Source organism: Phycicoccus sp. Soil802, assembly GCF_001429605.1.
Taxonomy (GTDB): domain Bacteria; phylum Actinomycetota; class Actinomycetes; order Actinomycetales; family Dermatophilaceae; genus Pedococcus.
Window position 1 is genome coordinate 1 of sequence record NZ_LMSS01000005.1, and the last position, 25,098, is coordinate 25,098.

The following is a 25,098-nucleotide window of genomic DNA, read 5'->3' on the forward strand; positions in this document are numbered from 1 at the left end:
TCAGCAGTTCCACTCCACCGCGGGAGGCCCTCCCTCAGCAGTTCCACTCCACCGCGGGAGGCCCTCCCACGTCATCCCCTCAGATCGAGGAGTCACACTCCCTCAACCAACGTGCCCGGTCAGTACACCTAGCCGTCGTCGACGGTGCGCCGGCCGGACTTGAGCTGACCGCGACGCTTCTTGGCGTCGACCCGGCGCCGCTGCGAGCCCTTGGTCGGCCGGGTCGGCCGACGGGTCGGCGGGTCGGGGGCGGCCGCCTCGCGCAGCATCATCACGAGGCGCTGCCGCGCGACCACGCGGTTCTGGCGCTGGGAACGGTGCTCCGACGCCACGACGAGCAGCCGGCCGCCGACCAGCTTCGGCGCCAACCTCTCCAGCAATCGCTCGCGGGTGGCGTCGGGCAGGGCCGCGACCGCGCGGGACGCCGACGGGTCGAAGTCGAGCTCGACCCGGCTGTCCGTCGTGTTGACCCCCTGTCCGCCGGGCCCGGACGAGCGGGAGAACCGCTCGACCAGCTCGCCGGCGTCGATGACCAGGCCGTGGCGCAGGCCGGGACCCGCCGGCACGCGCAGGGGCGCCCCGGGTTGCGGCCTGCCGCCAGGAGCCGCGATCACGGCAGGAGGCGCAGCTCGTTGCCGTCGGGGTCGGCCAGGGTCGTGCCGCCGCCCTCCCGGCCCGCCAGGTCCCAGTCGTCCACCCGCGTCGCCCCCAGCGACAGGAGGCGGCCGACCTCCGACTCGTGGTCGTCCGTGGTGGCCAGCAGCAGGCGCTGGCGGTTCGTGGTGGGCTTGGGGGCCAGTGGCGGACCTCCCCAGGCGACCTTCGTCCCCCCCGCGGGCGACTGGATGGCGGTCTCCTCGTCCTGGTCCCAGACCAGCGGCCAGCCGAGCACCTCGCTCCAGAACACGCCCACGGCGCGCGAGCCGTCGCAGGCCAGCTCGCCGAGGAAGCCGCAGCCCGCGAGGAACGAGCTGTCCGGCGGGATGACACAGAGCTCGTTGCCCTCCGGGTCGGCCAGGACGACATGCCCCTCCTCCGGCAGCTGGCCGACGTCGAGGTGGCTGGCCCCGAGGCCGATCGCCTCCGCCACGACCCGCTCCATGTCGCCCTCGTCGGTGCTGGTGAGGTGGAGGTGGATCCGGTTGGGGCCGGTCTTCTCGCTGGGGCTGGCCACGAACCGCAGACCCACCTGGGTCTGGTCCCCTGCCAGGAGCAGGCCGCCGGCCCGCTCCTCCACCGGTCGGTCCAGCACCGATCCCCAGAAGCGGGCCAGCTCGGCAGGACGGTGTGCGTCGAAGTCGACGGCCACCAGGGTGGAGGACATGCCCGCACCGTGTCATGGGCCCGACGAGGGGGCAACCGGATTTGGCTGGCGGCTGGGCTGCACGGGCCTGCGCGTGTCGGTGCGCGGGACTAGGGTCGCGGCCGTGGGAGACGTCGACGACGATCTCGACCCGGCCCTGGTGGCCCGGGTCGCCGCGATCTGCCTCGCGCTGCCCGAGACCCACGAGCAGGATGCCTGGATCGGCGTGCGGTGGCGGATCCGCCAGCGCACCTTCGCCCACCTCGCCCACGTCGACCCGCGCGGCGGCTCGGTCTTCGGGCTGGCCGCGCGACTGCGCAGTCCGGCCGACGTCATCACGTTCCGTTCCTCCGGCGCGGAGCTCGAGGCCCTGGTCCGCTCGGGGCTGCCGTTCTACAAGCCGGACTGGAGCCCCCACGTCATCGGCATGGTGCTCGACGACGACACCGACTGGGACGAGGTCGCCGAGCTGCTGGCCGACAGCTACTGCCTGATGGCCCCGAAGAAGCTCGCCCGCCTGGTCCAGCCACCTCCCTGACCCCTCCGATGCCAAGGGCAGTGCGGCAGACTGGTGGCTTGTGACTCCACCTGTGCCGGGCGCCTTCTGCCTCGTCCTGCACTCCCACCTGCCCTGGCTCCCCGGACACGGCGTGTGGCCGCTCGGCGAGGAGTGGCTCTTCCAGGCCTGGGTGGAGTCCTACCTGCCCCTGGTCGCGGAGCTGGACTCGCTGGCGGCCGAAGGCCATCGCGACGTGCTGACGCTCGGGGTCACCCCCGTGCTCGCCGCCCAGCTCGACGACCCCCGGATGCGCCGGGACGCCGCGACGTGGGCGGGGCTGTGGGGCCTGCGGGCCCGCGAGATGGGCTTCGACCCCGACCCGCACCGCCGGTCGACCGCCGAGCGGGAGTATGCCGGTGCCACCGGTGCCGCACGCCTGCTCGGGTCGCGCTGGAGTGCCGGCGGGTCGCCGGTCCTGCGGGGGCTGCGCGACCAGGGCGTGGTCGAGCTGCTGGGCGGGCCGAGCGCCCACCCGTTCCTTCCCCTGCTGATGCCGGAGCTGGCGGCGCTCGCGCTGCAGGCGGGCATGGCCGACAGCGCGTGGCGACTCGGCGAACGGCCCCGCGGCATCTGGTCACCCGAGTGCGGGTGGCACCCGGCGCTCGCGCAGGCGTTCACCGAGGCCGGCGTCGGCCACTTCGTCGTCGACGAGCAGACGGTGCGCGACTCCGGCGGCCACCCGCATGCCGCGTGGCGGGTGGCCGGGACCGACGTGGTGGCCGTGCCCCGCAACCTCGAGGTCACCAACCTCATCTGGTCCTCGCGCAGCGGCTACCCCGCCTCACCCGCCTACCGCGACTTCCACGCCCGCGAGGAGCTCACCGGCATCCGGTTGTGGGCGATCACCGAGCCCGACGTGGACGTGGGGCGCAAACGGCCCTACGACCCCGACGAGGCTCGCGGCCAGGTGGACCACGACGTGGCGCACTTCGTCGACGCCGTCCGCGACCAGCTGCTGCACGCGCACGAGGTGCGCGGCGCGCCGGGACTGGTCGTCGCGGCCTACGACACCGAGCTCTTCGGGCACTGGTGGCACGAGGGGCCGGCGTTCCTCGGCAAGGCGATCCGTGCCCTGCGGCGCGCGGGGGTCACGGTGACCACCGTCGAGAAGGCGATCGCCCTGGGTCACGTCGCCGGCGACCTCGACCTGGCTCCGGGCTCGTGGGGCGCGGGCAAGGACTACTCGGTGTGGGACGGCCCGGCGGTGCGCCAGATCGCGCACGAGAACGAGTGGCTGCAACGGCGCTGGCTCGACGTGCTTGGCCGCGAGCGCGCCGCCGGTCGCCTCGACACCCGCCGACCCGACCTCGACCAGCTGCTGCAGACCTTGTGGCACGCGCTGTCGAGCGACTGGGCCTTCCTCGTCACGCGTGGGCAGTCGGTCGACTACGCCCGACGCCGGGCCGAGGAGCACCGCCGCGACTTCCACCTCCTCGCCCAGCTCATCGAGGACGGCCGCCGCGACCAGGCGCTCGACGAGGCCAGGCGACAGGGCTTGCAGGACAACGCATTTCCTGCGCTGGACGCCCGCCTCGGGTGACTCCCGAGCAGGGCGTCGCGCACGTGACAGGGCGCTGGCGCGGGCGTGCCTCGGCCGCTCACTCGCGGGTCTTGACGACCCGCCCCGGTATGCCGGCCACGACCGACCGCGGCGGGTAGTCACCTCGGGCGACGGCCGAGGCCGCGACCACGCTCTGGTCGCCGAGGTCGGTGCCACGCGTGACGACGACCTTGGTGCCGAGCCAGACGTCGTCACCGATGCGCACCGGCGTCTTGACGATGCCCTGGTCCTTGATCGGCACCTCCAGCGAGGTCGTCACGTGGTCGAAGTCGCAGATGTAGACGTCGTCGCCGAACAGGCACGCCTGGCCGATCGAGATGTCGATCCAGCAGTTGATGGTGTTCCGGATGCCGATGACCGACTTGGGACCGATCCGCAGCGTGCCCTCGTGGGCGCGGACGCGGGCGTGCGCACCGAAGTGGGTGTACGCGCCGACCACGAGCCGGCCGTAGCCTTCCCTGACCTCGAACCGCACGTCCGGGCCGATGAAGCAGGGCCCCTCGAAGCGCAGCGACGGGTACCGCGCACTCGCCCGCGCCATCCGCAGGTAGCTCAGCAGGTGGTGCCGGGTGAAGGCCCGGTTGGTCGTCGCCCAGACCACCCAGCGGACCCACGCGAGCGGCCGGGGCAGGCCGGAGGAACCGCGCTCGCCGTGGTCGGCCGGCGACATGTCCGCATTGGCTGCAGAGGTCACGGGTGGCTCGTCTCGGTGGGGTTCGGTCAGCCGGGCTTCACGCCGGTGATGCCGACGTTGTAGAACAGCCGTGCCGGCACCGCCTTGGCCAGCACGCGGTCGACGGCCGACAGCCGCTTCCAGGAGCCGTAGGCGAACATCGCCCAGCCCCAGCCGAGCGCACCGGGCTTGACGGCCGCCTCGAACGTGCGGATCGGCCACCCCAGGAACGCCGCGGTGAGCTCCTCGGTCTGGGTGCGGACGCCGACGGCACCCGCGCGCAGCGCCATCCGGGCCAGCTCGTCCGGGTCGAAGGTGTGCAGGTCGACGACGGCCTCGAGGGCCGCGGCGCGCGACGACTCGTCGAGCTCCTCCTTGTCCTTCGCCCACCTGTCGCGCAGCGCCGGCAGCCGGGTGACGGCCGTGGTCGCCTGCCAGGTCACCCGGCCGAGCCTGCGGGCGTACCAGTCGCCCACCCTGGTGGGCTCCCCCGCGACGACGAACCGGCCGCCGGGCTTGAGCACCCGCAGGACCTCGCGGAACGCCGCCTCGACGTCGGGGATGTGGTGGATCACGGCATGACCGACGACGACGTCGAAGGTGTTGTCGTCATAGGGAATTCGCTCGGCATCGGCGACCCTGCCCTGCACCGTGAAGCCCAGCGCCTCGGCGTTCGCCTTGGCGGCCTCGACCATCCCGGGCGAGAGGTCGGTGACGTGCACCTCGTCGAGGATCCCGGCCTGCTTGAGGTTGAGCGAGAAGAACCCGGTGCCGGCGCCCAGCTCGAGGGCCGTCCCGTACGGCAGTGGGTCGGGCGTGCCGGTGATGGCGTGGAACCGGTCGCGGGCGTAGTCGACACAGCGCTCGTCGAACGAGATCGACCACTTGTCGTCGTAGGTCTGCGCTTCCCAGTCGTGGTAGAGCACCTGGGCCAGCTTGTTGTCGGCGTAGGCGGCGGCGACCTGCTCGGCGGTGGCCGCGCGCACCGGGCCGGCCGCGCTCGTCGGCGTGGACGACATGGGTCAGGCGCCCTCGAACTTCGCCTTGCCCGGACCGTTCTCGACGAACGACCGCATGCCGATCTCGCGGTCCTTGGTGGCGAACAGGCCGCTGAACAGCATCCGCTCGATCTCCAGCCCGGTCTCGAGGTCGGTCTCCAGGCCACGGTCGATGGCCTCCTTGGCAGCGCGGATCGCGTAGGCGGGACCGCCGACGTACGGCGCGAGTCGCGCCTTCGCGGCGGCATACACGTCCTCGGCCTCGACCACCTCGTCGACGAGCCCGATCGCGAGCGCCTCGTCCGCGGAGACGAAACGTCCGGAGAACACGATGTCCTTGGCCTTGGCCGGGCCCACCAGACGGGCCAGCCGCTGGGTGCCGCCGGCGCCGGGGATGATGCCGAGCAGGATCTCGGGCTGGCCGAGCTTGGCGTTCTTGGCCGCGACCCGGAAGTCGCAGGCCAGGGCGACCTCGCAGCCACCGCCGAGCGCGTAGCCGGTGATGGCGGCCACGGTCGGCTTGGGGATGCGGGCCAGCGTGCGGGTGAAGTCCTGGAGGGCGCCGGAGTGGTCGGCCATGTCCGTGTAGGACATCCGCTCCATCTCCTTGATGTCGGCCCCGGCGGCGAAGACCTTCTCGCCGCCGTAGAGGACGACCCCGGCGACGTCACGTCGCTGGCCGGCCTCGATCGCCGCCGCCGACAGGGCGGACTGGACCTCGGCGTTGAGGGCGTTCATCGGCGGGCGGTTGAGCCGGATCGTGGCGATCCCACCCTCGACCTCGAGCGAGACCACGTCCGTGGCGGTGCCGTCGCTCATGCCGGGCCTCCCCCGGGCGCGGGCTGGCCCGCGCCGGGACCGGTGTCCTCGCCGCCGCCCATGATCCGCTCGTGCCACATCTGCACACCCGCGAGGACGAGCTGGATGGAGACGTTGACCAGGGCCGGGACGTCGCTGTTCTGGTCGACGATGTGCTCGCTCGTCACGACCAGGGTGTCGTTGGCCAGCCCGGCCTTCACGACGTTCATCTGCAGGGTGATCTCGTTGCAGGTGGCCAGGCGGGTCAGCGGGTCGCTCGGGACCGCGTCGCTGATCGCCCACTGTCCGAAGACGCGCATGATCTGGAAGTCGCCCTCGGTGCAGCGCACGAACAGCTGCTGGTCCTGCACCGTGAAGGCGACGTCGCCGTCGTTGTCCACGTTGGGCGCCAGTGACTGGTCGATCAGGGCGTCCAGGACCCGTCCGCGCAGGGGGTGCTCGTTCGCGGGCGGGGGGAAGTTGGGCAGCGAAGTCGGATCCGTCATGTGCCCAACCGTAACCACTGCCTAGGCTGAGGGCCATGTCGCCCGCCACGCGCCTGCGTGACCTTCCTCCCACCCTCGGCATGACGCTCGTCGAGGGCGGTGCCGAGTTCGCCGTCTATGCAGGTCACGCCGATTCGGTGGAGGTCTGCCTCTACGACGCGGACGACCTGGACGGCAGCTCGGAGCGTCGGCTGCCCCTCACCGAGCGCACCCACGGCATCTGGTTCGGCTTCCTCCCGGGGGTGGGTCCGGGCCAGCGTTACGCCCTGCGGGCCGACGGGCCGTGGCGCCCCGCGGAGGGCCTGCGCTACAACCCGGCCAAGCTGCTGCTCGACCCCTACGCCCGCGCCATCGAGGGTGACGTCGCCTGGACCCCCGAGGTGTTCGCCCACCGGGTCGACGAGCGGCTCAAGGGCGACGACCTCGTGCGCAGCCCCACCGACAGCGCGGGGTCGGTGCCGCGGTGCGTGGTGGTCGACGGGGCCTTCGACTGGGGCGGCGACGCGCCACCGCACACGCCGCTGGCCGAAACCGTCATCTACGAGGCCCACGTGCGCAGCCTCACGATGCAGCACCCCGAGGTGCCCGAGCACCTCCGAGGCACGTATGCCGGCCTGTGCCACCCGTCGGTCATCGCCCACCTGAAGGCGCTGGGCGCCACCGCGGTCGAGCTGCTCCCCGTGCAGGCCTTCACGTCCGAGCCCGAGGTCGTCCAGCGCGGCCTGACCAACCACTGGGGCTACAACACCCTCGGCTTCTTCGCCCCCCACGCGAGGTACGCCTCCACGACCGACCCACAGGGTGCCGTCGACGAGTTCAAGGGCATGGTGCGACTGCTCCACGCCGAGGGCATCGAGGTGATCCTCGACGTCGTCTACAACCACACCGCCGAGCAGTCCGGACGCGTCGGCGCCTCGTTGTCGTGGCGGGGCCTGGACAACCGGGCCTACTACCGGCTCGACGAACGCGGCCAGGACATCGACGTCACCGGCTGCGGCAACACCCTCGACCTGCGGCACGCGATGGTCTGCAAGATGGTGCTCGACTCCCTGCGGTACTGGGTCAACGAGTGCCACGTCGACGGCTTCCGCTTCGACCTCGCCGTCGCGCTCGGGCGTGGCCAGAACGACGACTACGACCCCAACCACCCCTTCCTGGTGGCCCTGCGCACCGATCCCGTGCTGTCCCGGGTCAAGCTCATCGCCGAGCCCTGGGACGTCGGCATCCACGGCTGGCGGACGGGTCAGTTCCCGCCCCCGTTCGCCGAGTGGAACGATCGGTTCCGCGACTCGGTGCGCACCTTCTGGCTCGACGACCTCAAGGCCCAGGCCGCCGGCCACCACCAGGGCCACGGGGTGCGCGAGCTGGCCACCCGGATGGCCGGGTCGCAGGACCTGTTCGGGTCCCGCGACCGCGGACCGGTCGCGTCGGTGAACTTCGTCGCCGCCCACGACGGCTTCACCACCAGCGACCTGACCCGCTACAACTCCAAGCACAACGGCCCCAACGGCGAGGGCAACCGCGACGGCAGCGACAACAACCGCTCCTGGAACCACGGCGTCGAGGGCCCGGACACCGGCCTCGCGGATCCCGAGGTCGAGGAGGTGCGGCGGCGCTCGGTGCGCAACCTGCTGGGCTCCACCCTGCTCGCCACGGGGGTGCCGATGCTCAACGCGGGCGACGAGTTCGGCCGCAGCCAGAGCGGCAACAACAACCCGTACTGCCAGGACAACCCGACGTCGTGGTTCTCGTGGGGGCTCGAGCCGTGGCAGCAGGACCTGCTCGCGACGACGCGGTTCCTCACCCGCCTGCGGGCCGACCACCCGGTCCTGCGCCAGCGCACCTTCTTCACCGGTCGCGAGGTGCACGAGGACGGCTCCACCGACCTCGCATGGTTCGACATCGAGGGCGAGCCGATGGAGAACGGCCGGTGGGAGGACCCGTCGACCCGCACCCTGCAGATGCTGCTCAACGGCGCGTGGGTGGGCCACGCCTCCGTGCTGGTCGTGCTGCACGGCTCCTCCGACGCCGGGAAGGTGACGCTGCCCGCCGTTCCCGGCCTCACGGCATACCAGCTGTTGTGGGACTCGACCGACGAGCGCCCGGGACCGCCCGGCGACTCGACGCCCCCGGGTCCGGTCGAGGTCGGGCCGACCTGCATCCGGGTCTACCGGGCGACCGACGCCACCTGACCGCGCGAGCCCTGGCGCCCTGGCTGCGCTCAGCCGGCGGGTGTCCCGAACCAGGTCGTGACGGCCTCGTCGAGCCCGGCTGCCGTCCCCTCGCCCACCCACGCCACGTGGCCGTCGGGTCGGACCAGGACTGCCGTCGGCGCCGTGACGGCCCCGACGACGGGCAGCACCCAGGGGCCGGGGCTCTCGGCGTCCACCCGCTTGAACCGGTCCGCCAGCCCGGCGGTCTCGAGGCTGCCCGGCTCGCCGAGGTCGAGCAGGAGGGGGCGGGCGTCGTGGAGCAGCTCGAAGACGCTGCGGGGGCCGTCGGCGGTGACCAGGTCCAGGTCGGGCATGCGTCGTCCCAGCAAGGGGTGTCCCTCGCCGAGGTCGTGGGCCACGTCGAGTCCGGACAGGAGGCCGGCGAGCTGGCTGCGTGGCTCGTCCGAGCGCAGCACGTCGGCGAACGTCGCCCGGAGGGCGTCGGTGCGCGCGTCGCTGCGCTGCAACAGCGCCTGGGTCACGACGTTGCTCAGGACGCGAGCCGTGGCTGGGTGGCGCTCGGCGACGTAGGTGTCGAGGAGCACCTCGGGTGAGTCGCCCTTGGCCACCTGGGCCAGCTTCCAGCCGAGGTTGACCGCATCCTGCACACCCAGCCCGATCCCCTGGCCGCCGGTCGGCGGGTGGATGTGCGCGGCGTCCCCCGCGACCAGGACCCGCCCACGCCGGTAGTCGGCCGCCTGGAGGGCCGCGTCGGTGAACCGGGAGATCCACGCGGGGTCGTGGATCCCGAAATCCGTGCCGTAGACGTCGGTGAGGGCGGCGCTGAGGTCGGCGAGGGTGGGCTCGGTGGCGTCGCCCAGCTCCCGCTCGGTCACGACCATGCCGAAGGTGGTGCCTTGGACGAGGTTGATGCCGTGGATCCCCACGTCGTCGTGCCGGATCCCGGTGGGAGGCTCCTCCGAGAGCTCGGCCTCGGCGATGAGGTGGCTGCGGGTGGCCCGAGCACCGACGAGCTCGATGCCGACCGCCTTGCGGACGACGCTGCGACCGCCGTCGGCACCGACGAGGTAGCCGGTCCGCCGCCAGGTGCCGTCCGCGAGGAGGACGTCGACCCCGTTGTCGTCCTGGCGGAGTCCGGTGACCTCCACGCCCAAGCTGATCGAGACCCCGAGCTCGTCGACCCAGCCGCGCAGGATGTCCTCGACGTGACCTTGGGACAGGCCGAGCGTGTAGGGATGGCGCGTGGGGAGGCTGGCCACGTCCAGCGGGATGCCGGCGAAGCTCATCGCCTGGAAGGTCTGGCCCTCGGCGAGGAAGCGGTCGGCGATGCCGCGCTGGTCGAAGACCTCGATCGTCCGCGAGTGGAAGCCTCGGGCGCGGGTGCCCACCAGGTCAGGGGTCGGGCGACGTTCGAGGACGACGACCGGCACGCCGGCCAGCGCCAGCTCTCCGGCCAGCATCAGGCCGGTCGGCCCGGCACCGACGATCGTCACGTCGTTCATGTCGCCCCCTCGCCCGAGTCGCCGTCGGTCATGTCGCCGTCGGTCATGTCGCCGTCGGTCATGTCGCCGTCGGTCATGTCGCCGTCGGTCATGTCGCCGTCGGTCATGTCGCGGTCCGGTCGCCGTCGATCATGCCAGCCCGGGCCATCGGCTCTTCCTCAGTGGGCGGGGAGCCCCACCGGCAGTGCATGGACCTCGTCGGCCTCTGCCGCGCCCTTCACGTGGTGGCGCAGGAACGGCGTCTCCACGACGAACCAGGAGGCCAGCGCCAGGGCCACGCTGACGGCCGTGATCGTGGTGGCGCTGACCCACAGCGGCAGGTCCCGCGACGCCACGCTCAGGGCCACCGGGAAGCTCCACAGGTAGAGCCCGTAGCTGATCCGCCCGGTCGCCACGAGGGGTCGCCAGGTGAGCAGTCGCGAGGTGCTGCGTGCCGCGTACGCGACCAGCACCACGGAGGCGACCGTGACGAGGGGCAGCAGCCAGGAGAGGGAGGACTCCGGTCGGGCCGCACACAGGCCCGCCACCAGCACTGCGCTCCCCGCCGCAGCCAGCCTCAGCCGGCCCACGGGGATGCTCGCGAGGGCGAACGCCAGGGCGCAGCCGAGCACGATCGCGTCGGCGCGGGTGTCCGGCCCGAAGTAGATCCGCTCGACCGGGGTCCCGCTCGACGACAGGAGCACGCGCCAGGCGACGACCAGTGCGGCCACGGCAGCCAGGATCACGGCAGGTCGCCGGCGTCGCGCCACCACCGGGAGCAGGAGCGGCCAGAGGAGGTAGAACTGCTCCTCCAGGGAGAGGGTCCAGGTGTGCACGAGGTTGCCCAGGTTGTGACCGGCGGCGCCCGCGATGTTCGAGGCGTAGCCCGCCGCCAGCACGACGTCCAGCAGCGACTGGTGCGAGACCAGCAGGTACGCACTCACGCCGATCAGGAGCAGCGCCAGTGCGGGGAGCAGGCGCCGCGCGCGCCGCAGGTAGAAGCCGCGGAGGTCGATCCGACCGGTCGCCTCGTGCTCGGCCCGGAGGATCGAGGTGATCAGGAAGCCCGACAGGACGAAGAACAGGGTCACCCCGACGGTGCCACCCTGCGAGAAGTACGGGAGGCCCGCGTGCTGGGCGAGGACGAGCAGGACTGCGACGCCGCGCAGCCCGTCGAGTGCCGGCCGGTAGCCCAGCGGTCCCGCTCGTGTCATGGGCGCAAGTGTGACCGGCCGCGGTTGGTCTCCGAATCCGCCGAATGGGCCAATCACGCGTGCCGGCGCCCGTGCCATTCAAGTCAAGCCCGGCGACTCTGGCGACTAGGGTCATCCGATGGCCGTCGATCTGAATTTCATTCTGACGCGGTACCTCCCGCTCACCACGGAACTCAGTCGACTGTTGGGCGAAACATTCACCCCGGGCACGAAGGCACAAGCCAGTCAGATAGGCCAAGCGGTAGCGCTCATCATCCGGCGTCAGAATGAAGGTGATTTCCAAGGTCGCGAGATCCACTTCAGGCGAATGGTGGACTTGGTCGACCAACTACGGTTGTTGGAACACGGGAACCCCGACGCCTTTCGCAGTTACCGCAAGAAGCTCTTGGATTCGGACGTCGGCAACTTCTTCGGCACGCGCTTCGAAATATTCATCGCTGCATTGCTTGTGGACAAGGCGATTGCCTTCAGACACCGGAGTCAGGGCGGCCCCGACTTGGTGGCACAAGGCGCGTTCGCGGGAGCCGGGATTGAGTGCGCGAGCGGCAACCTGCCCGATCAGGAGAAGGGTCCATTCGCCATGCAGAAACTCGCCGGTATCGTCCGAACCAAGTCAGGGAAGCCTTATTGCTCGACTGACAATGTGTTGGCCATTGACGTGACCAACCTGCATGCCGCGGTCAGGGACTCGGGCGGTACGCCGTTCCACCACCAATCGAAGGACCTGCGGGACATGGCGGACGCGTCCGGCTTTGGCTCAGTGGTCATCTTTTGGACCCAACACAACGTGCAAGATGACGGGACCTTTGAGCGCCACCACCGATTCGAACGGTTTGACGCTGCTGCATGCGCGGTCGCTGTCAATGCTCTCCTCGACGACCTGCTGGGCGATTCTTATCACGTGACCGATACCGATGACTGGCGCGTGCCCTTCTGGACCTAGCCCGCATGGCGCGCGCGTCGTCACCGAGGCTGCGGCGGAGGCTGGCCGGGACGTGGTGCTCAACGCCAACCTCAGCGCGGTGGGCGACGACATCCCTTCCTGGCTGCAGGAGCGGATGGGCCTGAGCGTCGAGAAGCTCGTCGCTGCAAAGGCTTTCAGCCACCTGCGCGGGACGCCGGACGAGATGGCCGAGACCTTGCAGCGTCGCCGCGAGGTCACCGGGGTGTCGTACGTCTGCGCCGGCGTCGACAACGCCGACCTGCTCGCGCCGGTGGTCGAGCTCCTCCGCGGGTCCTGACCACGAAGACAGGTATGCCGCGTGCGGACGTCCGCACGCGGCATACCTCACTGCCGTGTTGGGGTCAGGCGTTGGCGACCAGGCCGAGCTCGCTGGTGCTGGCCAGGCCGGCGTGCTTGGGCAGCACGCGGACCGTGTAGCCGAACGAGCCGGTGCGGGCCAGCGCGAGGTCACCGGCGAAGTGGTGGCGACCACCCTCGTAGGACTCCACGAAGTGCAGCGACTCGCTGACCACGTCGCGCAGCTCGTCGGAGTCACGGGCGGTGCCGTGCACGACCTGGACGTCGACCTCGTCGGGCTCCAGCCCACCGAGGGAGACGTAGGCGTTGACGTGCAGCGTCTCGCCGATCTCGGGGCTGTCACCGACGCCCGAGGACTCGACGTGGTCGACGCGGACGGTCGGCCACGCGGCCTTGACCTTGGCCTTGTAGGCGGCCAGGTCGCGGGCGCCCTCGAAGGTCTCGCCGTTGAGCGCCCAGCCGGCGCGGGCAGCGGGCCCGTAGAGCTGGGTCGTGTAGTCGCGCACCATCCGGCTGGCCAGGACCTTCGGGCCCAGCGTCGCGAGGGTGTGCGTGATCATCGAGATCCAGTTCTGCGGGAGGCCCTCGGCGTCGACGTCGTAGAAGCGCGGCGCCACCGAGTTCTCGATGAGGTCGTAGAGCGCAGCGGCCTCGATGTCGTCGCGACGCTCGGCGTCCTCGACGCCGTCAGCGGTCGGGATGGCCCAGCCGTTCTCGCCGTCGAACCACTCGTCCCACCAGCCGTCGAGGATCGACAGGTTGAGGCCACCGTTGAGGGCGGCCTTCATGCCAGAGGTGCCACACGCCTCGAAGGGACGCAGCGGGTTGTTGAGCCAGACGTCGCAGCCCGGGTAGAGGTACTGCGCCATGGCGATGTCGTAGTTCGGGAGGAACACGATGCGGTGGCGGATCTCCGGGTCGTCGGCGAAGCGCACCATCTGCTGGATGAGCTGCTTGCCGGTCTCGTCGGCGGGGTGTGACTTGCCGGCGATGACGAGCTGGATCGGGCGCTTCTCGTCGAGCAGGAGGCGCTTGAGCCGGTCGGGGTCGCGAAGCATGAGCGTGAGCCGCTTGTAGGTCGGCACCCGTCGGGCGAACCCGATGGTCAGCACGTCGGGGTCGAGGATGTCGTCCACCCAGCCGAGCTCGGCCGGGCTGGCTCCGCGCTTCTTCCACGAGGAACGGGTGCGGCGGCGGGCCTCCTTGACCAGCTGCTCACGCATCTCGCGCTTGGTGGACCAGATCGCCTCGCGGGGCACGTCACCGATGCGGTCCCAGGCGTTGTCGCGCTCGATGTCGGTGGTGCCGAGGTGCTTGGCCGCGACCTCGTAGACCTTGCGGTCCACCCAGGTGCCGGCGTGGACACCGTTGGTGACGCTGGAGATCGGGACCTCGTCGTCGTCGAAGCCCGGCCACAACCCATCGAACATCCCGCGGCTGACGACCCCGTGCAGCTGGGAGACGCCGTTGGCGCGCTGGCCGAGGCGCAGACCCATGACGGCCATGTTGAACATGCCCGCCTGACCGCCCGGGTAGTCCTCCGCGCCGAGGGCGAGGAGCCGCTCCACGGGGACGCCCTCGACGGCGCGGTCGCCGCCGAAGTGCCGGGTGATGAGGTCGGCCTCGAACCGGTCGATGCCGGCCGGCACGGGGGTGTGCGTGGTGAAGACGGTGGCGGCACGGACCGCCTCGAGGGCCTCGTCGAAGGTGAGCCCGGCCGACTTCGTCAGCTCGTGGATCCGCTCGACACCGAGGAAGCCGGCGTGGCCCTCGTTGGTGTGGTAGACGTCCGGGGTCGGCGCTCCGGTCAGTCGCGACCACAGGCGCAGGGCGCGGACGCCGCCGATGCCGAGCAGCATCTCCTGCTGCAGTCGCTGCTCGCCACCGCCGCCGTAGAGGCGGTTGGTGATGTTGCGCGCGGCCTCGTCGTTGTCGGGCACGTCGGAGTCGAGCAGGAGCAGCGGCACGCGGCCGACCTGCGCCTTGAGGACGTGGGCGTGCAGCTCCCGGCCACCGGGCAGGTCGAGGGTGATGACGCAGGGGGTGCCGTCCTCCTCGCGCAGCAGGCTGAGCGGCAGGCCGTCCGGGTCGAGCACCGGGTAGGTCTCCTGCTGCCAGCCGTCGCGGTTGAGGCTCTGCTTGAAGTAGCCGGTCTTGTAGAACAGGCCCACGCCGACGATCGGGACGCCGAGGTCGGAGGCCGTCTTCAGGTGGTCACCCGCGAGGATGCCCAGGCCGCCGGAGTACTGCGGCAGCACCTCGGTGATGCCGAACTCGGGGCTGAAGTAGCCGATCGCCTTCGGGGCGCCACCCTCGACCTCGTCGGCCCAGGCCTGGAACCAGCGGGGCTCGGTCAGGTAGGTGTCGAGGTCTGCCTTCGCGGCGGCGACCGCCGAGACGAACTCGGCGTCGCCGGCGAGGTCACTCAGCTCCTGCGGGGACAGCGCCGACAACAGCCGGACGGGGTCCTTGCGCACCTTGTCCCAGCGCTGCGGGTCGATGCGCTGGAACAGGTCACGGGTGGGTGGGTGCCAGGACCACCGAAGGTTGCTCGCCAGGTCGCCGAGGGCGGCGATGGGCGCGGGCAGGACTGTACGGACGCTGAAGCGTCGGATCGCCTTCACGTGGGGCATCCTAAGGCCTCGAGGGCAGAGTGAATGACGCGTTCTTGCAGAACTTTCAAGAATTTTCACGGGACCGTCCATCTCTGCACGTGGGGAGGTGCGCGAGGGGCCGACCGAGTAGCGTCGGGCGCGTGACAGCGAAGCCCCAGGCAGCCATGCCCAGCCCTCCTGACGCACCCAGTGCCGGCAGCACCGGCCAGAGACCCGCGGTGACCAAGGCACCGACCACCTCGCACCCGCAGGTCCCCATCGGCCGGATCCCGGTCCAGGGGGTCAGCCCCGTCGTCGACGACGGCGCCCGACCCGCCAAGGCGGTCGTCGGCGAGCAGTTCACGATCGGCGCCACGGTCTTCCGCGAGGGCCACGACGCGGTCAACGCGTCGGTCGTCCTGGTCGCCCCCGACGGGTCCGAGCGGGTCACCGCCATGACCCCCGTGAACCCCGGGCTCAACACCTGGGCGGCCGTGGTCGAGCCCGACGCCGTGGGCTGGTGGTCCTACCGCGTCGAGGGCTGGTCCGACCCCTACGGCACGTGGGACCACGACGCCACGATCAAGGTCGCCGCCGACGTCGACGCCGAGCTGATGCTCGAGGAGGGCGCCCGCACCCTCGAGCGCGCCCTGGCCGAGGTCAAGCGGTCCAAGGACCAGAAAGCCGTCCTGGCCGACGCGATCACGGCGCTGCGCGACACCCGGCGCCCACCCCTGGCCCGCCTGCACGCCGGCACCGACCCCTCCGTGCGCGCCGAGCTCGCCGCCCGCCCGCTGCGCGACTACGTGAGCCCGTCCGCGGCATACCCGTTGCTCGTGGAGCGCGAGCGGGCCCTGTATGGCGCGTGGTACGAGATCTTCCCGCGCTCCGAGGGTGCGGTGCGGGACCCCGAGACCGGCAAGTGGACCAGTGGCACGCTGCGCACGGCGGCCAAGCGGCTGCCCGCCATCGCCCGGATGGGCTTCAACGTGATCTACCTGACCCCGATCCATCCCATCGGGACCACCAACCGCAAGGGGCCCAACAACACCCTCGAGGCCGGTCCCGACGACCCGGGCAGCCCCTACGGCATCGGCAGCGCCGCCGGTGGCCACGACGCCATCCACCCGGACCTGGGCGACTTCGACGACTTCGACTTCTTCGTCGCGCAGGCTGAGGAGCTGGGCCTGGAGGTCGCGATGGACATCGCGCTGCAGGCCTCCCCCGACCACCCCTACGTGACCACGCACCCCGAGTGGTTCAAGCACCGTGCCGACGGCACCATCGCCTACGCCGAGAACCCGCCCAAGAAGTACCAGGACATCTACCCGCTCTACTTCGACAACGACCCCGCCGGGTCGTACGCGGAGATGCGCCGGGTCATCCAGGTGTGGATCGACCACGGGGTCAAGATCTTCCGCGTCGACAACCCCCACACCAAGCCGGTGGAGTTCTGGCAGTGGCTGATCGCCGACGTGGCGCGCGACCACCCCGAGGTGATCTGGCTGGCCGAGGCGTTCACCAAGCCGGCGATGATGCACACCCTGGGCAAGACCGGGTTCCAGCAGTCCTACACCTACTACGCCTGGCGCAACCAGAAGTGGGAGCTCGAGGAGTACGTCACGGAGCTGGCCGGGGACGCCGCGTCCTACATGCGGCCGTCGTTCTGGCCGACCACGCACGACATCCTCACCCCCTACATGCAGTTCGGTGGTCCGGCCGCCTGGAAGCTGCGGGCCGCGCTCGCCGCCACCCTGGTCCCCACCTACGGCATCTACGCCGGCTACGAGCTGATCGAGCACGTGGCCCGGCCGGGCGCCGAGGAGCAGATCGACAACGAGAAGTACCAGTACAAGAACCGGCACTGGGAGGACTACGAGCCCGGCGGGGTCAAGGAGGGCCAGTCGCTGGCCGGCTACCTCACCCGCCTCAACGAGATCCGGCGCGAGCACCCTGCCCTGCACTGGCTGCGCAACATCACGTTCCACCACGTCGACGACGAGAACATCATGGCGTTCTCCAAGCGACGCGTGCTGGCCGACGGCACCGAGGACACCCTCGTGGTGGTCGCGAACCTCGACCCGCACAGCACCCGTGAGTCCACCATGCACCTCGACATGCCCGCCCTGGGCCTCGACCACCACGACGGGATCGCCGCGCAGGACCTCCTCACCGGGGCCTCGTGGCACTGGGGTGAGCACGTCTACGTCCGACTCGGGCCCGAGACCGAGCCCGTCCACATCGTCGCTATCCGGAGGTTCTGATGCAGGGTCTCAACCTCGCCCAGCCCGGGCTGAAGAACGACCCCGAGTGGTTCAAGACCGCCGTCTTCTACGAGGTGCTCGTCCGCGGGTTCGGTGACTCCAAGGGCTCCGGCTCCGGCGACTTCACCGGGCTGATGGCCCGGCTCGACTACCTCGCCTGGCTCGGGGTCGACTGCCTGTGGCTCCCGCCGTTCTACGCCTCACCGCTGCGCGACGGTGGCTACGACATCGCCGACTACACCGCGGTGCTGCCCGAGTTCGGCACGCTGCCCGACTTCCAGGAGCTGGTGTCGCAGGCGCACGCCCGTGGCATCCGCGTCATCACCGACTTCGTCATGAACCACACGAGCGACGCGCACCCGTGGTTCCAGGCCTCGCGATCCGACCCCGAGGGCCCGTTCGGGGACTTCTACGTGTGGTCCGACACCGACGAGCCCTACTCGGACGCCCGGATCATCTTCATCGACACCGAGGTCTCGAACTGGACCTTCGACCCGGTGCGGCGGCAGTTCTTCTGGCACCGGTTCTTCTCCCACCAGCCCGACCTCAACTTCGAGAACCCGGCCGTCCACGAGGCGATGTTCGACGTCGTCCGGTTCTGGATGGACATGGGCATCGACGGGTTCCGGCTCGACGCGGTCCCCTACCTCTACGAGGAGGAGGGCCACAACTGCGAGAACCACCCGAAGACGCACCAGTTCCTGGCCAAGCTCCGCAAGATGGTCGACACCGAGTACCCCGGGCGGATCCTGCTCGCCGAGGCGAACCAGCCCCCGGCCGACGTCGTGGACTACTTCGGCACCGAGGAGGAGCCGGAGTGCCAGATGTGCTTCCACTTCCCCGTCATGCCGATGCTCTACTACTCGCTGCGCGAGGAGAAGGCCGCGCCGATCGTCGACGTCATGGCCGACACCCCCGACAAGCCGGCCGGCACCCAGTGGGGCACCTTCCTGCGCAACCACGACGAGCTCACCCTCGAGATGGTCACGCCGGAGCAGCGCACCGCGATGTACGGCTGGTACGCACCCGACCCCCGGATGCGCGCCAACGTCGGCATCCGGCGACGGCTGTCACCGTTGCTGGACAACAGCCGCGCCGAGATCGAGCTGATCCACGCGCTGCTGCTCTCACTGCCGGGGTCACCGTGCCTCTACTACGGCGACGAGATCGGCATGGGCGACAACATCTGGCTCAACGACCGTGACGCCGTCCGCACCCCGATGCAGTGGACTCCCGACCGCAACTCGGGCTTCTCCTCGGCCGACCCCGGCAAGCTCTACCTGCCGGTCGTGTCGTCGCTCGTCTACCACTACAACAACGTCAACGTCGAGGCCCAGATGGCGAGCAGCTCGTCGCTGCTGCACTGGGTGCGGGCGATGCTCGAGATCCGCAAGCGCCACCCCGTCTTCGGGCTCGGTGACTTCGAGGTCTGCCCGTCGGACAACGAGGCGGTGCTGTCCTTCCTGCGCGTGACGTGGGACCACGACGGCAACAGCGACTCCGAGGCCGTGCTCTGCGTGAACAACCTCGCGAGCCGACCGCAGGCGACGACCGTCCGGGTGCCGGACGAGTTCCGGGGCGCCCACCTCGAGGACCTCTTCGGTGGCCAGGGGTTCCCGAAGATCAGCGACGACGGCACCATCACCCTGACCCTCGGCTCCCGCGACTTCTTCTGGCTCCGCCTGGTGCCGGGTGCAGCGCATGGCTGAGATCCACGACGCCACGCTCTCCCCCACGAAGCTCGAGCTCGTGGGGCCGTGGATGGCGCGCCAGCGCTGGTATGCCGCCAAGGGGCGGCTCCCGGTGCTGCGCAAGCTCTGGTCGTGGCGGCTCGACGACCCCGCTGGGCAGGTGGGCATCGAGACGCTCATCGTCGTGGACGAGGGTGGGCCCGAGCCGGTGGTCTACCAGGTGCCGCTCACCTACCGCGGCGCGCCGTTGGAGGGCGGACAGCAGGCCCTCGTCGGGACGATGGAGCACAGCGTCCTCGGTCCGCGGTGGGTCTACGACGGGCCCCAGGACCCGGTGTACGCGGCGCAGCTCCTCGCGCTCGTGCTGGAGCAGGCCATCCCCCAGGCGGGCAGCGAGTCCGACACCGTGGAGCCCGATGTCGTGCCGCGCCGTCATCCGTCGTGGATGACCGAGACCGCCCTCCGCTCCTCGAAAGTGCTCTCGGGCGAGCAGTCGAACACCTCGATCGTGTTCGACTGCACCGACTCCGATGGTGCCGCGAAACCGTTGATCTGCAAGGTCTTCCGCATGCTGCAGTCGGGTGAGAACCCCGACGTGACGGTGCAGGGCGCACTCTCCGAGGCCGGCTCGTCCCGGGTGCCCACCATGGTCGGCACCGTGAGTGCCGCCTGGCCGGCGGTGACCGGGGGCGACGAGCCCTCCCGTGGCCACCTGGCCTTCGCGCAGGAGTTCTTCCCCGGCACCGAGGACGCCTGGCGGGTCGCGCTGCGCGCCGTCGGGGCGCACGAGGACTTCGCCGAGCCGGCCCGCCAGCTCGGCGCCGCCACCGCTGAGGTGCACAAGCGGCTGGCGGAGATCCTGCCCACCGAGGCCGTGTCCGCCGAGGCGATCGCCACGGTCGCGGCCGGCATGCGGGCTCGCTATGTCGCGGCCGCCTCGGAGGTCCCGGCGCTGGCCGCCTACGAGCACCGGATCGCCGACGTCGTCGACCGGGCCGTCAACGCGAGCTGGCCCGCCCTGCAACGCATCCACGGCGACTACCACCTCGGCCAGGTGCTCAAGGTGGACGGCCGCGGCTGGGTGCTGCTCGACTTCGAGGGCGAGCCCCTCCGCCCGCTCTCCGAGCGCATGCTGCCCGACCTCGCGGTGCGTGACATCGCCGGCATGCTCCGCTCGTTCGACTACGCCGCGGGCTCGTGGGAGCAGTCCCACCCCGGCGGCAGTGCCCGCGACTGGGCCGAGAGCGCGCAGCGCGCCTTCCTCGACGGGTATGCCGCAGAGTCCGGTCGCGACCCGCGCGCGGACGCCGCGCTGCTCATCGCCTTCCAGCTCGACAAGGCGCTCTACGAGGTCGTGTACGAAGCCCGCAACCGGCCCACCTGGCTGACCATCCCCACGGCTGCCGTGGTCCGACTGCTCGACGACGCGAGGAAGGACCTGACGTGAGTCCACGGTTCGGCAAGAAGAAGCAGAAGTCCAGCTCCGACGAGACCCCGGAGGAGCAGGTCACCCCCGAGATCGCTGCCACCCACGAGTCTTCGGAAGAGTCACCGGGTCCTGACCCCGCAGATCTTCCGCACGACGACGTGACGGCGACGGAAGAGGTGACGGCGACAGCGACGGAAGGGGTGACGGCGACAGCGACGGATGAGGTGACGGCGACAGCGACGGCGACTGACGAGAGCCCGGCCGCACCCCCAGAGCCTGCTGCGGCCGAGGAAGAGCCCGCCAAGGGCTGGTTCGGCCTGGCCGACCCGGCCGAGACGCCACCGGCCGAGACGCCCACCAGCCGTTCGGCTGCGCGGCGTGCCGTCGAGCAGCCCGTGGAGCCCCCGGTCGAGCGCGTCCCCGAGCCGGTCCCCACGCCGTCGACCCCGGAGGAGGCCATCCGCGCCCTCGCCGACGGTCGCCACCAGCAGCCGCACGACCTGCTCGGGCACCACCTCGACGAGGAAGGGCTGCTGGTCCGCACCTACAAGCCGTTCGCGTCGTCGGTCGGCGTCCGGTTCCAGGACGGCGAGCGGATCGAGCTGCTGCACGAGTCCGACGGCGTCTGGGGCGGCATGCGGGTCGGGGCCACCCAGACCCAGGACTACCGCCTCCTCGTCGCCTATGCGGACGGCATCGAGCACGAGATGGACGACCCCTACCGGTTCGCTCCCACCCTCGGGCCGATCGACCTGCACCTCATCGGCGAGGGGCGGCACGAGGAGCTGTGGACCGTCCTCGGCGCCCACGTCCGCGAGTACCCGGGGCCGATGGGCACCGTCGTGGGCACGTCGTTCGCCGTGTGGGCCCCGCGCGCCCAGGCCGTGCACGTGGCCGGCGACTTCAACGGCTGGGACACCCGCAGCCACTCGATGCGACTGCTCGGCGAGTCCGGCGTGTGGGAGCTGTTCGTGCCCGGCGTCGGTGACGGCACGCTCTACAAGTTCCTGGTCCGGGGCGCCGACGGCAAGGTGCGCGAGAAGGCCGACCCGATGGCGCAGGCCACCGAGCTCCCGCCCGGTCGGGCGTCCTCGGTCGTCCAGTCCCGCTACAGCTGGAGCGACGACGCCTGGATGGAGCAGCGGGCCGGCAACGACGCCCACAAGCAGCCGATGAGCGTCTACGAGGTGCACCTCGGCTCGTGGCGCAGCGGTCACGGCTACCGCGACCTGGCCGAGCACCTGGTCAACTACGTGGCCGACCTCGGCTTCACGCACGTCGAGTTCATGCCGGTGATGGAGCACCCCTACCCGCCGTCGTGGGGCTACCACGTGACCAGCTACTACGCCCCGAGCGCGCGGTTCGGCCGCCCCGACGACTTCCGCTACCTCGTGGACCGGCTGCACCAAGCCGGGATCGGCGTGATCCTCGACTGGGTGCCGGGACACTTCGCCACCGACCCGTGGGCACTGGCCCGCTTCGACGGGCTCCCCCTCTACGAGCACGCCGACCCCCGCAAGGGCTGGCACCCGGAGTGGGGCTCCTACATCTTCGACTTCGGCCGGATGCAGGTGCGCAACTTCCTCGTCGCCAACGCCGTGTACTGGATGGAGGAGTTCCACGTCGACGGGCTGCGCGTCGACGGTGTCGCCTCGATGCTCTACCTCGACTACGCCCGCAAGGACGGCGAGTGGGTGCCCAACATCCACGGCGGGCGGGAGAACCTCGAAGCGGTGGGCCTGCTCCAGGAGGCCAACGCCACGGCATACAAGCGGGTGCCCGGGATCGTCACGATCGCCGAGGAGTCCACCTCCTGGCCGGGCGTCACGAAACCGACCGACAGCGGTGGTCTCGGGTTCGGGCTGAAGTGGAACATGGGCTGGATGAACGACTCCTTGAAATACCTCAAGGAGGACCCGATCCACCGGCAGTACCACCACCACCTGCTGACCTTCTCGCTGATGTACGCCTACAGCGAGAACTACCTGCTGCCGATCAGCCACGACGAGGTCGTCCACGGCAAGGGCTCGCTGCTACGCAAGGCCCCCGGCAGCCGCTACGACCAGCTCGCCACGGTGCGCGCCTTCCTGGCGTACATCTGGAGCCACCCCGGCAAGCAGCTGATCTTCATGGGCAGCGAGTTCGCGCAGGAGGCCGAGTGGGCCGACGGCCGACAGCTCGACTGGTGGCTGCTCGACCACGCCGCCCACTACCGGGTGCACAACCTGGTCAAGGAGCTGAACCGGGTCTACCGGGAGAACCCCGCTCTGTGGGCGCTGGACTCCGACCCTGCGGGTTTCGAGTGGCTCAACGCCGATGACAACGCGTGGAACACCTACTCCTACCTGCGTTTCGGCACGCCGGACCGGCAGGGCGCCGTGGTTGCCGTGGCGGTCAACTTCGGCGGCCTGGCCCGCGACCCCCTGCGGATCGGGGTGCCGCGACCGGGCGACTGGAAGGTCATCCTCGACACCAGCGGCTACGACGAGTTCGGCACGCCGAGCCAGGCGGAGGTCGTCGTGACCGCACAGGAGCACGGCGCGAACGGTCAGCCCTGGTCGGTCGAGGTCCGCGTCGCCGCGCTGTCCGCCGTCTACCTCGCACCGGTGGACACCGACCGGAAGGCACTGGCCGATGAGTGACCCGCGCGCTGGACAGCTCGCCCAGCCCTCCGACCTGGTCGACGTCGCCCACCTGGTGACCGCCTACTACACGCTCGACCCCGACCCCGACGACCTCGACCAGCAGGTCGCGTTCGGCACCTCCGGGCACCGGGGCTCGAGCCTGCGGACGGCGTTCAACGAGGCGCACATCCTCGCGACCACGCAGGCGATCTGCGACTACCGGAAGTCGCAGGGCTACGACGGCCCGCTGTTCATCGGCCGGGACACCCATGGGCTCTCCGAGCCGGCCTGGGCCACCGCGCTGGAGGTGCTCGCCGCCAACGACGTCATCGTGCTCGTCGACGACCGCGACGGCTACACCCCGACGCCGGCGGTGAGCCACGCCATCATCCGCGCCAACGAGGGCCGCACCACGGGCCCGGTCCTCGCTGACGGCATCGTCGTCACCCCGTCGCACAACCCGCCCTCCGACGGCGGCTTCAAGTACAACCCGCCGCACGGTGGCCCCGCCGACAGCGACGCCACCAAGGTCATCGCCGCCCGCGCCAACGAGCTGATCGCGAGTGGTCTCGAGGGCGTCCGCCGGATGCCGTTCAGCCGGGCCCGCGCGCACGCGCAGCCCTACGACTTCCTGGGCACCTACGTCGACGACCTGCCGAATGTCGTTGACCTGCAACGAATCAAGGACGCCGGCGTCCGGATCGGCGCAGATCCCCTGGGCGGCGCCTCGGTCCACTACTGGGGCGAGATCGCCGATCGCCACGGGCTGGACCTCACCGTGGTCAACCCGCTGGTCGACCCGACCTGGCGGTTCATGACCCTCGACTGGGACGGCAAGATCCGGATGGACTGCTCGTCGCCGTCGGCGATGGCGTCGCTGATCGCCCGCAAGGACGAGTACGACATCGCCACCGGCAACGACGCCGACTCGGACCGCCACGGGATCGTCACCCCCGACGGCGGCCTGATGAACCCCAACCACTTCCTCGCCGTCGCCATCCAGTACCTCTTCGGCGGCGCCCGTCCCGACTGGCCCGCGGATGCGGCGATCGGCAAGACGCTGGTCTCGTCGTCGATGATCGACCGGGTCGCGGCCGATGTGGGCGGTCGACTCGTCGAGGTGCCGGTGGGTTTCAAGTGGTTCGTCCCCGGCCTCATCGACGGCAGCTTCGGCTTCGGCGGCGAGGAGTCCGCCGGGGCCTCGTTCCTGCGTCGCGACGGCAGGGCCTGGACCACCGACAAGGACGGCATCCTCCTGGCGCTGCTGGCCTCCGAGATCCTCGCCGCGACCGGCCAGAGCCCGAGCCAGCACTACCGCCAGCTCACGGCCCGGCACGGTGACCCGGCCTACGCCCGCATCGACGCAGCCGCCAACCGCGAGCAGAAGGCCAAGCTCGCGGCGCTGTCCCCCGGCGACGTCGCGGCGGACTCCCTGGCTGGGGAGCCGATCACGGCCAAGCTCACCGAGGCTCCCGGCAACGGCGCGGCCATCGGCGGCCTCAAGGTGACGACGGCGAGCGCCTGGTTCGCGGCCCGCCCGTCCGGGACCGAGGACGTGTACAAGATCTACGCCGAGTCCTTCCAGGGCCCGGAGCACCTCGCGCAGGTCCAGGCCGAGGCCAAGGAGGTCGTGGGCGCCGCCCTCGGCGGCTGACAGCAGGCTCACCGACGCCGGGTGCGTTTCGACCGGCGCACCGAAATTCGGAGGCATCCTCCGGAACAAACCGGAGGCACGCTCCGTTGGACCGGACATGACGCCCACGAACACGCACCAGACGCCCGGGCCTCGCAGTGTGCCTCGCACGGGCAGCTCCCGTCCCAACCTCGCCACCCTCGACCAGCTCCGCGGCCTGCGCCGCCCCCGGCTGATGCAGCCGGAGGCTCGCCGACACCAGATCGAGCAGGAGTGTCGGGCCTGTTGAGGCTCCTCCCCACCTGACCCGAACGGGCCCCGCCAGCTGGCGGGGC

19 protein-coding genes are annotated in these 25,098 nt (G+C 70.8%); 10 read left to right on the forward strand and 9 right to left on the reverse strand.

Annotated features, from left to right (window positions below):
• Window positions 1–128: 128 nt before the first annotated feature.
• Window positions 129–614 carry an alternative ribosome rescue aminoacyl-tRNA hydrolase ArfB gene (gene arfB, locus ASG91_RS21210; RefSeq protein WP_235545563.1) on the reverse strand — a complete coding sequence of 162 codons (486 nt, stop codon included), beginning with the start codon at window positions 612–614 and terminating at the stop codon, window positions 129–131.
• A complete protein-coding gene (locus ASG91_RS21215; protein ID WP_056922752.1) occupies window positions 611–1,324 on the reverse strand; it encodes a VOC family protein in 714 nt (237 codons plus the stop codon). The genes arfB and ASG91_RS21215 overlap by 4 nt, the downstream gene beginning before the upstream one ends.
• A gap of 103 nt (window positions 1,325–1,427) precedes the next feature.
• Between ASG91_RS21215 and ASG91_RS11235 the strand changes: the two genes are divergently transcribed.
• Both ASG91_RS11235 and ASG91_RS11240 read left to right on the forward strand, forming a co-directional pair.
• Window positions 1,428–1,841, forward strand: a complete 414-nt coding sequence (locus ASG91_RS11235) for an MmcQ/YjbR family DNA-binding protein (RefSeq protein ID WP_235545565.1) — start codon at window positions 1,428–1,430, stop codon at window positions 1,839–1,841.
• A 40-nt stretch (window positions 1,842–1,881) separates the two neighbouring features.
• Window positions 1,882–3,402, forward strand: a complete 1,521-nt coding sequence (locus ASG91_RS11240; RefSeq protein ID WP_056922753.1) for a 1,4-alpha-glucan branching protein domain-containing protein — start codon at window positions 1,882–1,884, stop codon at window positions 3,400–3,402.
• Window positions 3,403–3,460: 58 nt separating this feature from the next.
• Here the strand turns inward: ASG91_RS11240 and ASG91_RS11245 are convergent, their stop codons facing one another.
• The 4 genes from ASG91_RS11245 to ASG91_RS11260 are packed head-to-tail and all read right to left on the reverse strand — an operon-like array spanning window position 3,461 to window position 6,398.
• Window positions 3,461–4,117 carry an acyltransferase gene (locus ASG91_RS11245; RefSeq protein WP_235545567.1) on the reverse strand — a complete coding sequence of 219 codons (657 nt, stop codon included), beginning with the start codon at window positions 4,115–4,117 and terminating at the stop codon, window positions 3,461–3,463.
• A gap of 26 nt (window positions 4,118–4,143) precedes the next feature.
• Entirely contained in the window at window positions 4,144–5,115 is a 972-nt protein-coding gene (locus ASG91_RS11250; RefSeq protein ID WP_056922755.1) for a class I SAM-dependent methyltransferase, read from the reverse strand.
• Window positions 5,116–5,118: 3 nt separating this feature from the next.
• Complete coding sequence (locus ASG91_RS11255; RefSeq protein ID WP_056922756.1) at window positions 5,119–5,913, reverse strand: enoyl-CoA hydratase/isomerase family protein; 795 nt, start codon at window positions 5,911–5,913, stop codon at window positions 5,119–5,121.
• A complete protein-coding gene (locus ASG91_RS11260) occupies window positions 5,910–6,398 on the reverse strand; it encodes a hypothetical protein (protein WP_056922757.1) in 489 nt (162 codons plus the stop codon). The genes ASG91_RS11255 and ASG91_RS11260 overlap by 4 nt, the downstream gene beginning before the upstream one ends.
• A 35-nt stretch (window positions 6,399–6,433) precedes the next feature.
• Between ASG91_RS11260 and glgX the strand changes: the two genes are divergently transcribed.
• Window positions 6,434–8,590, forward strand: coding sequence for a glycogen debranching protein GlgX (glgX, locus tag ASG91_RS11265; RefSeq protein WP_082594105.1), 2,157 nt, complete (start codon window positions 6,434–6,436; stop codon window positions 8,588–8,590).
• Window positions 8,591–8,619: 29 nt separating this feature from the next.
• On the opposite strand, the gene ASG91_RS11270 is transcribed toward glgX, so the two are convergent.
• Both ASG91_RS11270 and ASG91_RS11275 read right to left on the reverse strand, forming a co-directional pair.
• Window positions 8,620–10,074: an FAD-dependent monooxygenase gene (locus ASG91_RS11270; RefSeq protein ID WP_056922758.1), complete on the reverse strand. Its 1,455-nt coding sequence runs from the start codon at window positions 10,072–10,074 to the stop codon at window positions 8,620–8,622.
• Between the two features lie 158 nt (window positions 10,075–10,232).
• On the reverse strand, window positions 10,233–11,267 hold the full coding sequence (locus ASG91_RS11275; protein ID WP_056922759.1) for an acyltransferase: 1,035 nt from the start codon (window positions 11,265–11,267) through the stop codon (window positions 10,233–10,235).
• A 118-nt stretch (window positions 11,268–11,385) separates the two neighbouring features.
• Between ASG91_RS11275 and ASG91_RS11280 the strand changes: the two genes are divergently transcribed.
• Both ASG91_RS11280 and ASG91_RS11285 read left to right on the forward strand, forming a co-directional pair.
• On the forward strand, window positions 11,386–12,210 hold the full coding sequence (locus ASG91_RS11280) for a hypothetical protein (protein WP_056922760.1): 825 nt from the start codon (window positions 11,386–11,388) through the stop codon (window positions 12,208–12,210).
• A 52-nt stretch (window positions 12,211–12,262) separates the two neighbouring features.
• Window positions 12,263–12,508, forward strand: a complete 246-nt coding sequence (locus ASG91_RS11285) for a hypothetical protein (protein WP_056922761.1) — start codon at window positions 12,263–12,265, stop codon at window positions 12,506–12,508.
• Between the two features lie 64 nt (window positions 12,509–12,572).
• Here ASG91_RS11285 and glgP read toward each other — a convergent pair whose 3' ends face one another.
• Window positions 12,573–15,152 carry an alpha-glucan family phosphorylase gene (gene glgP / locus ASG91_RS11290; RefSeq protein ID WP_056923202.1) on the reverse strand — a complete coding sequence of 860 codons (2,580 nt, stop codon included), beginning with the start codon at window positions 15,150–15,152 and terminating at the stop codon, window positions 12,573–12,575.
• Window positions 15,153–15,307: 155 nt separating this feature from the next.
• Here glgP and ASG91_RS11295 point away from each other — a divergent pair, with 155 nt between their 5' ends.
• The 5 genes from ASG91_RS11295 to pgm are packed head-to-tail and all read left to right on the forward strand — an operon-like array spanning window position 15,308 to window position 24,784.
• Entirely contained in the window at window positions 15,308–17,386 is a 2,079-nt protein-coding gene (locus ASG91_RS11295; RefSeq protein WP_082594179.1) for an alpha-1,4-glucan--maltose-1-phosphate maltosyltransferase, read from the forward strand.
• On the forward strand, window positions 17,386–19,095 hold the full coding sequence (gene treS / locus ASG91_RS11300) for a maltose alpha-D-glucosyltransferase (protein WP_056922763.1): 1,710 nt from the start codon (window positions 17,386–17,388) through the stop codon (window positions 19,093–19,095). Before ASG91_RS11295 ends, treS begins: the two co-directional genes overlap by 1 nt.
• Window positions 19,088–20,524 (forward strand): hypothetical protein, encoded by a 1,437-nt coding sequence (locus ASG91_RS11305; RefSeq protein WP_056923203.1) that lies wholly within the window; start codon window positions 19,088–19,090, stop codon window positions 20,522–20,524. Before treS ends, ASG91_RS11305 begins: the two co-directional genes overlap by 8 nt.
• Window positions 20,521–23,148 (forward strand): 1,4-alpha-glucan branching protein GlgB, encoded by a 2,628-nt coding sequence (gene glgB, locus ASG91_RS11310; RefSeq protein WP_235545569.1) that lies wholly within the window; start codon window positions 20,521–20,523, stop codon window positions 23,146–23,148. The genes ASG91_RS11305 and glgB overlap by 4 nt, the downstream gene beginning before the upstream one ends.
• Window positions 23,141–24,784, forward strand: coding sequence for a phosphoglucomutase (alpha-D-glucose-1,6-bisphosphate-dependent) (pgm, locus tag ASG91_RS11315; protein ID WP_056922764.1), 1,644 nt, complete (start codon window positions 23,141–23,143; stop codon window positions 24,782–24,784). Before glgB ends, pgm begins: the two co-directional genes overlap by 8 nt.
• Window positions 24,785–25,098 lie beyond the last annotated feature (314 nt).

Excerpts from the sequence above, each read along its gene's own strand:
- ASG91_RS11260 (WP_056922757.1), bottom strand. The coding sequence starts at position 6,398 with ATGACGGATCCGACTTCGCTGCCCAACTTCCCCCCGCCCGCGAACGAG.
- ASG91_RS11305 (WP_056923203.1), top strand. The coding sequence starts at position 19,088 with ATGGCTGAGATCCACGACGCCACGCTCTCCCCCACGAAGCTCGAGCTC.
- ASG91_RS11250 (WP_056922755.1), bottom strand. The coding sequence starts at position 5,115 with ATGTCGTCCACGCCGACGAGCGCGGCCGGCCCGGTGCGCGCGGCCACC.
- glgX (WP_082594105.1), top strand. The coding sequence starts at position 6,434 with ATGTCGCCCGCCACGCGCCTGCGTGACCTTCCTCCCACCCTCGGCATG.
- ASG91_RS11270 (WP_056922758.1), bottom strand. The coding sequence starts at position 10,074 with ATGAACGACGTGACGATCGTCGGTGCCGGGCCGACCGGCCTGATGCTG.
- ASG91_RS11255 (WP_056922756.1), bottom strand. The coding sequence starts at position 5,913 with ATGAGCGACGGCACCGCCACGGACGTGGTCTCGCTCGAGGTCGAGGGT.
- ASG91_RS11280 (WP_056922760.1), top strand. The coding sequence starts at position 11,386 with ATGGCCGTCGATCTGAATTTCATTCTGACGCGGTACCTCCCGCTCACC.
- treS (WP_056922763.1), top strand. The coding sequence starts at position 17,386 with ATGCAGGGTCTCAACCTCGCCCAGCCCGGGCTGAAGAACGACCCCGAG.
- ASG91_RS21215 (WP_056922752.1), bottom strand. The coding sequence starts at position 1,324 with ATGTCCTCCACCCTGGTGGCCGTCGACTTCGACGCACACCGTCCTGCC.
- ASG91_RS11275 (WP_056922759.1), bottom strand. The coding sequence starts at position 11,267 with ATGACACGAGCGGGACCGCTGGGCTACCGGCCGGCACTCGACGGGCTG.
- ASG91_RS11295 (WP_082594179.1), top strand. The coding sequence starts at position 15,308 with ATGCCCAGCCCTCCTGACGCACCCAGTGCCGGCAGCACCGGCCAGAGA.
- pgm (WP_056922764.1), top strand. The coding sequence starts at position 23,141 with ATGAGTGACCCGCGCGCTGGACAGCTCGCCCAGCCCTCCGACCTGGTC.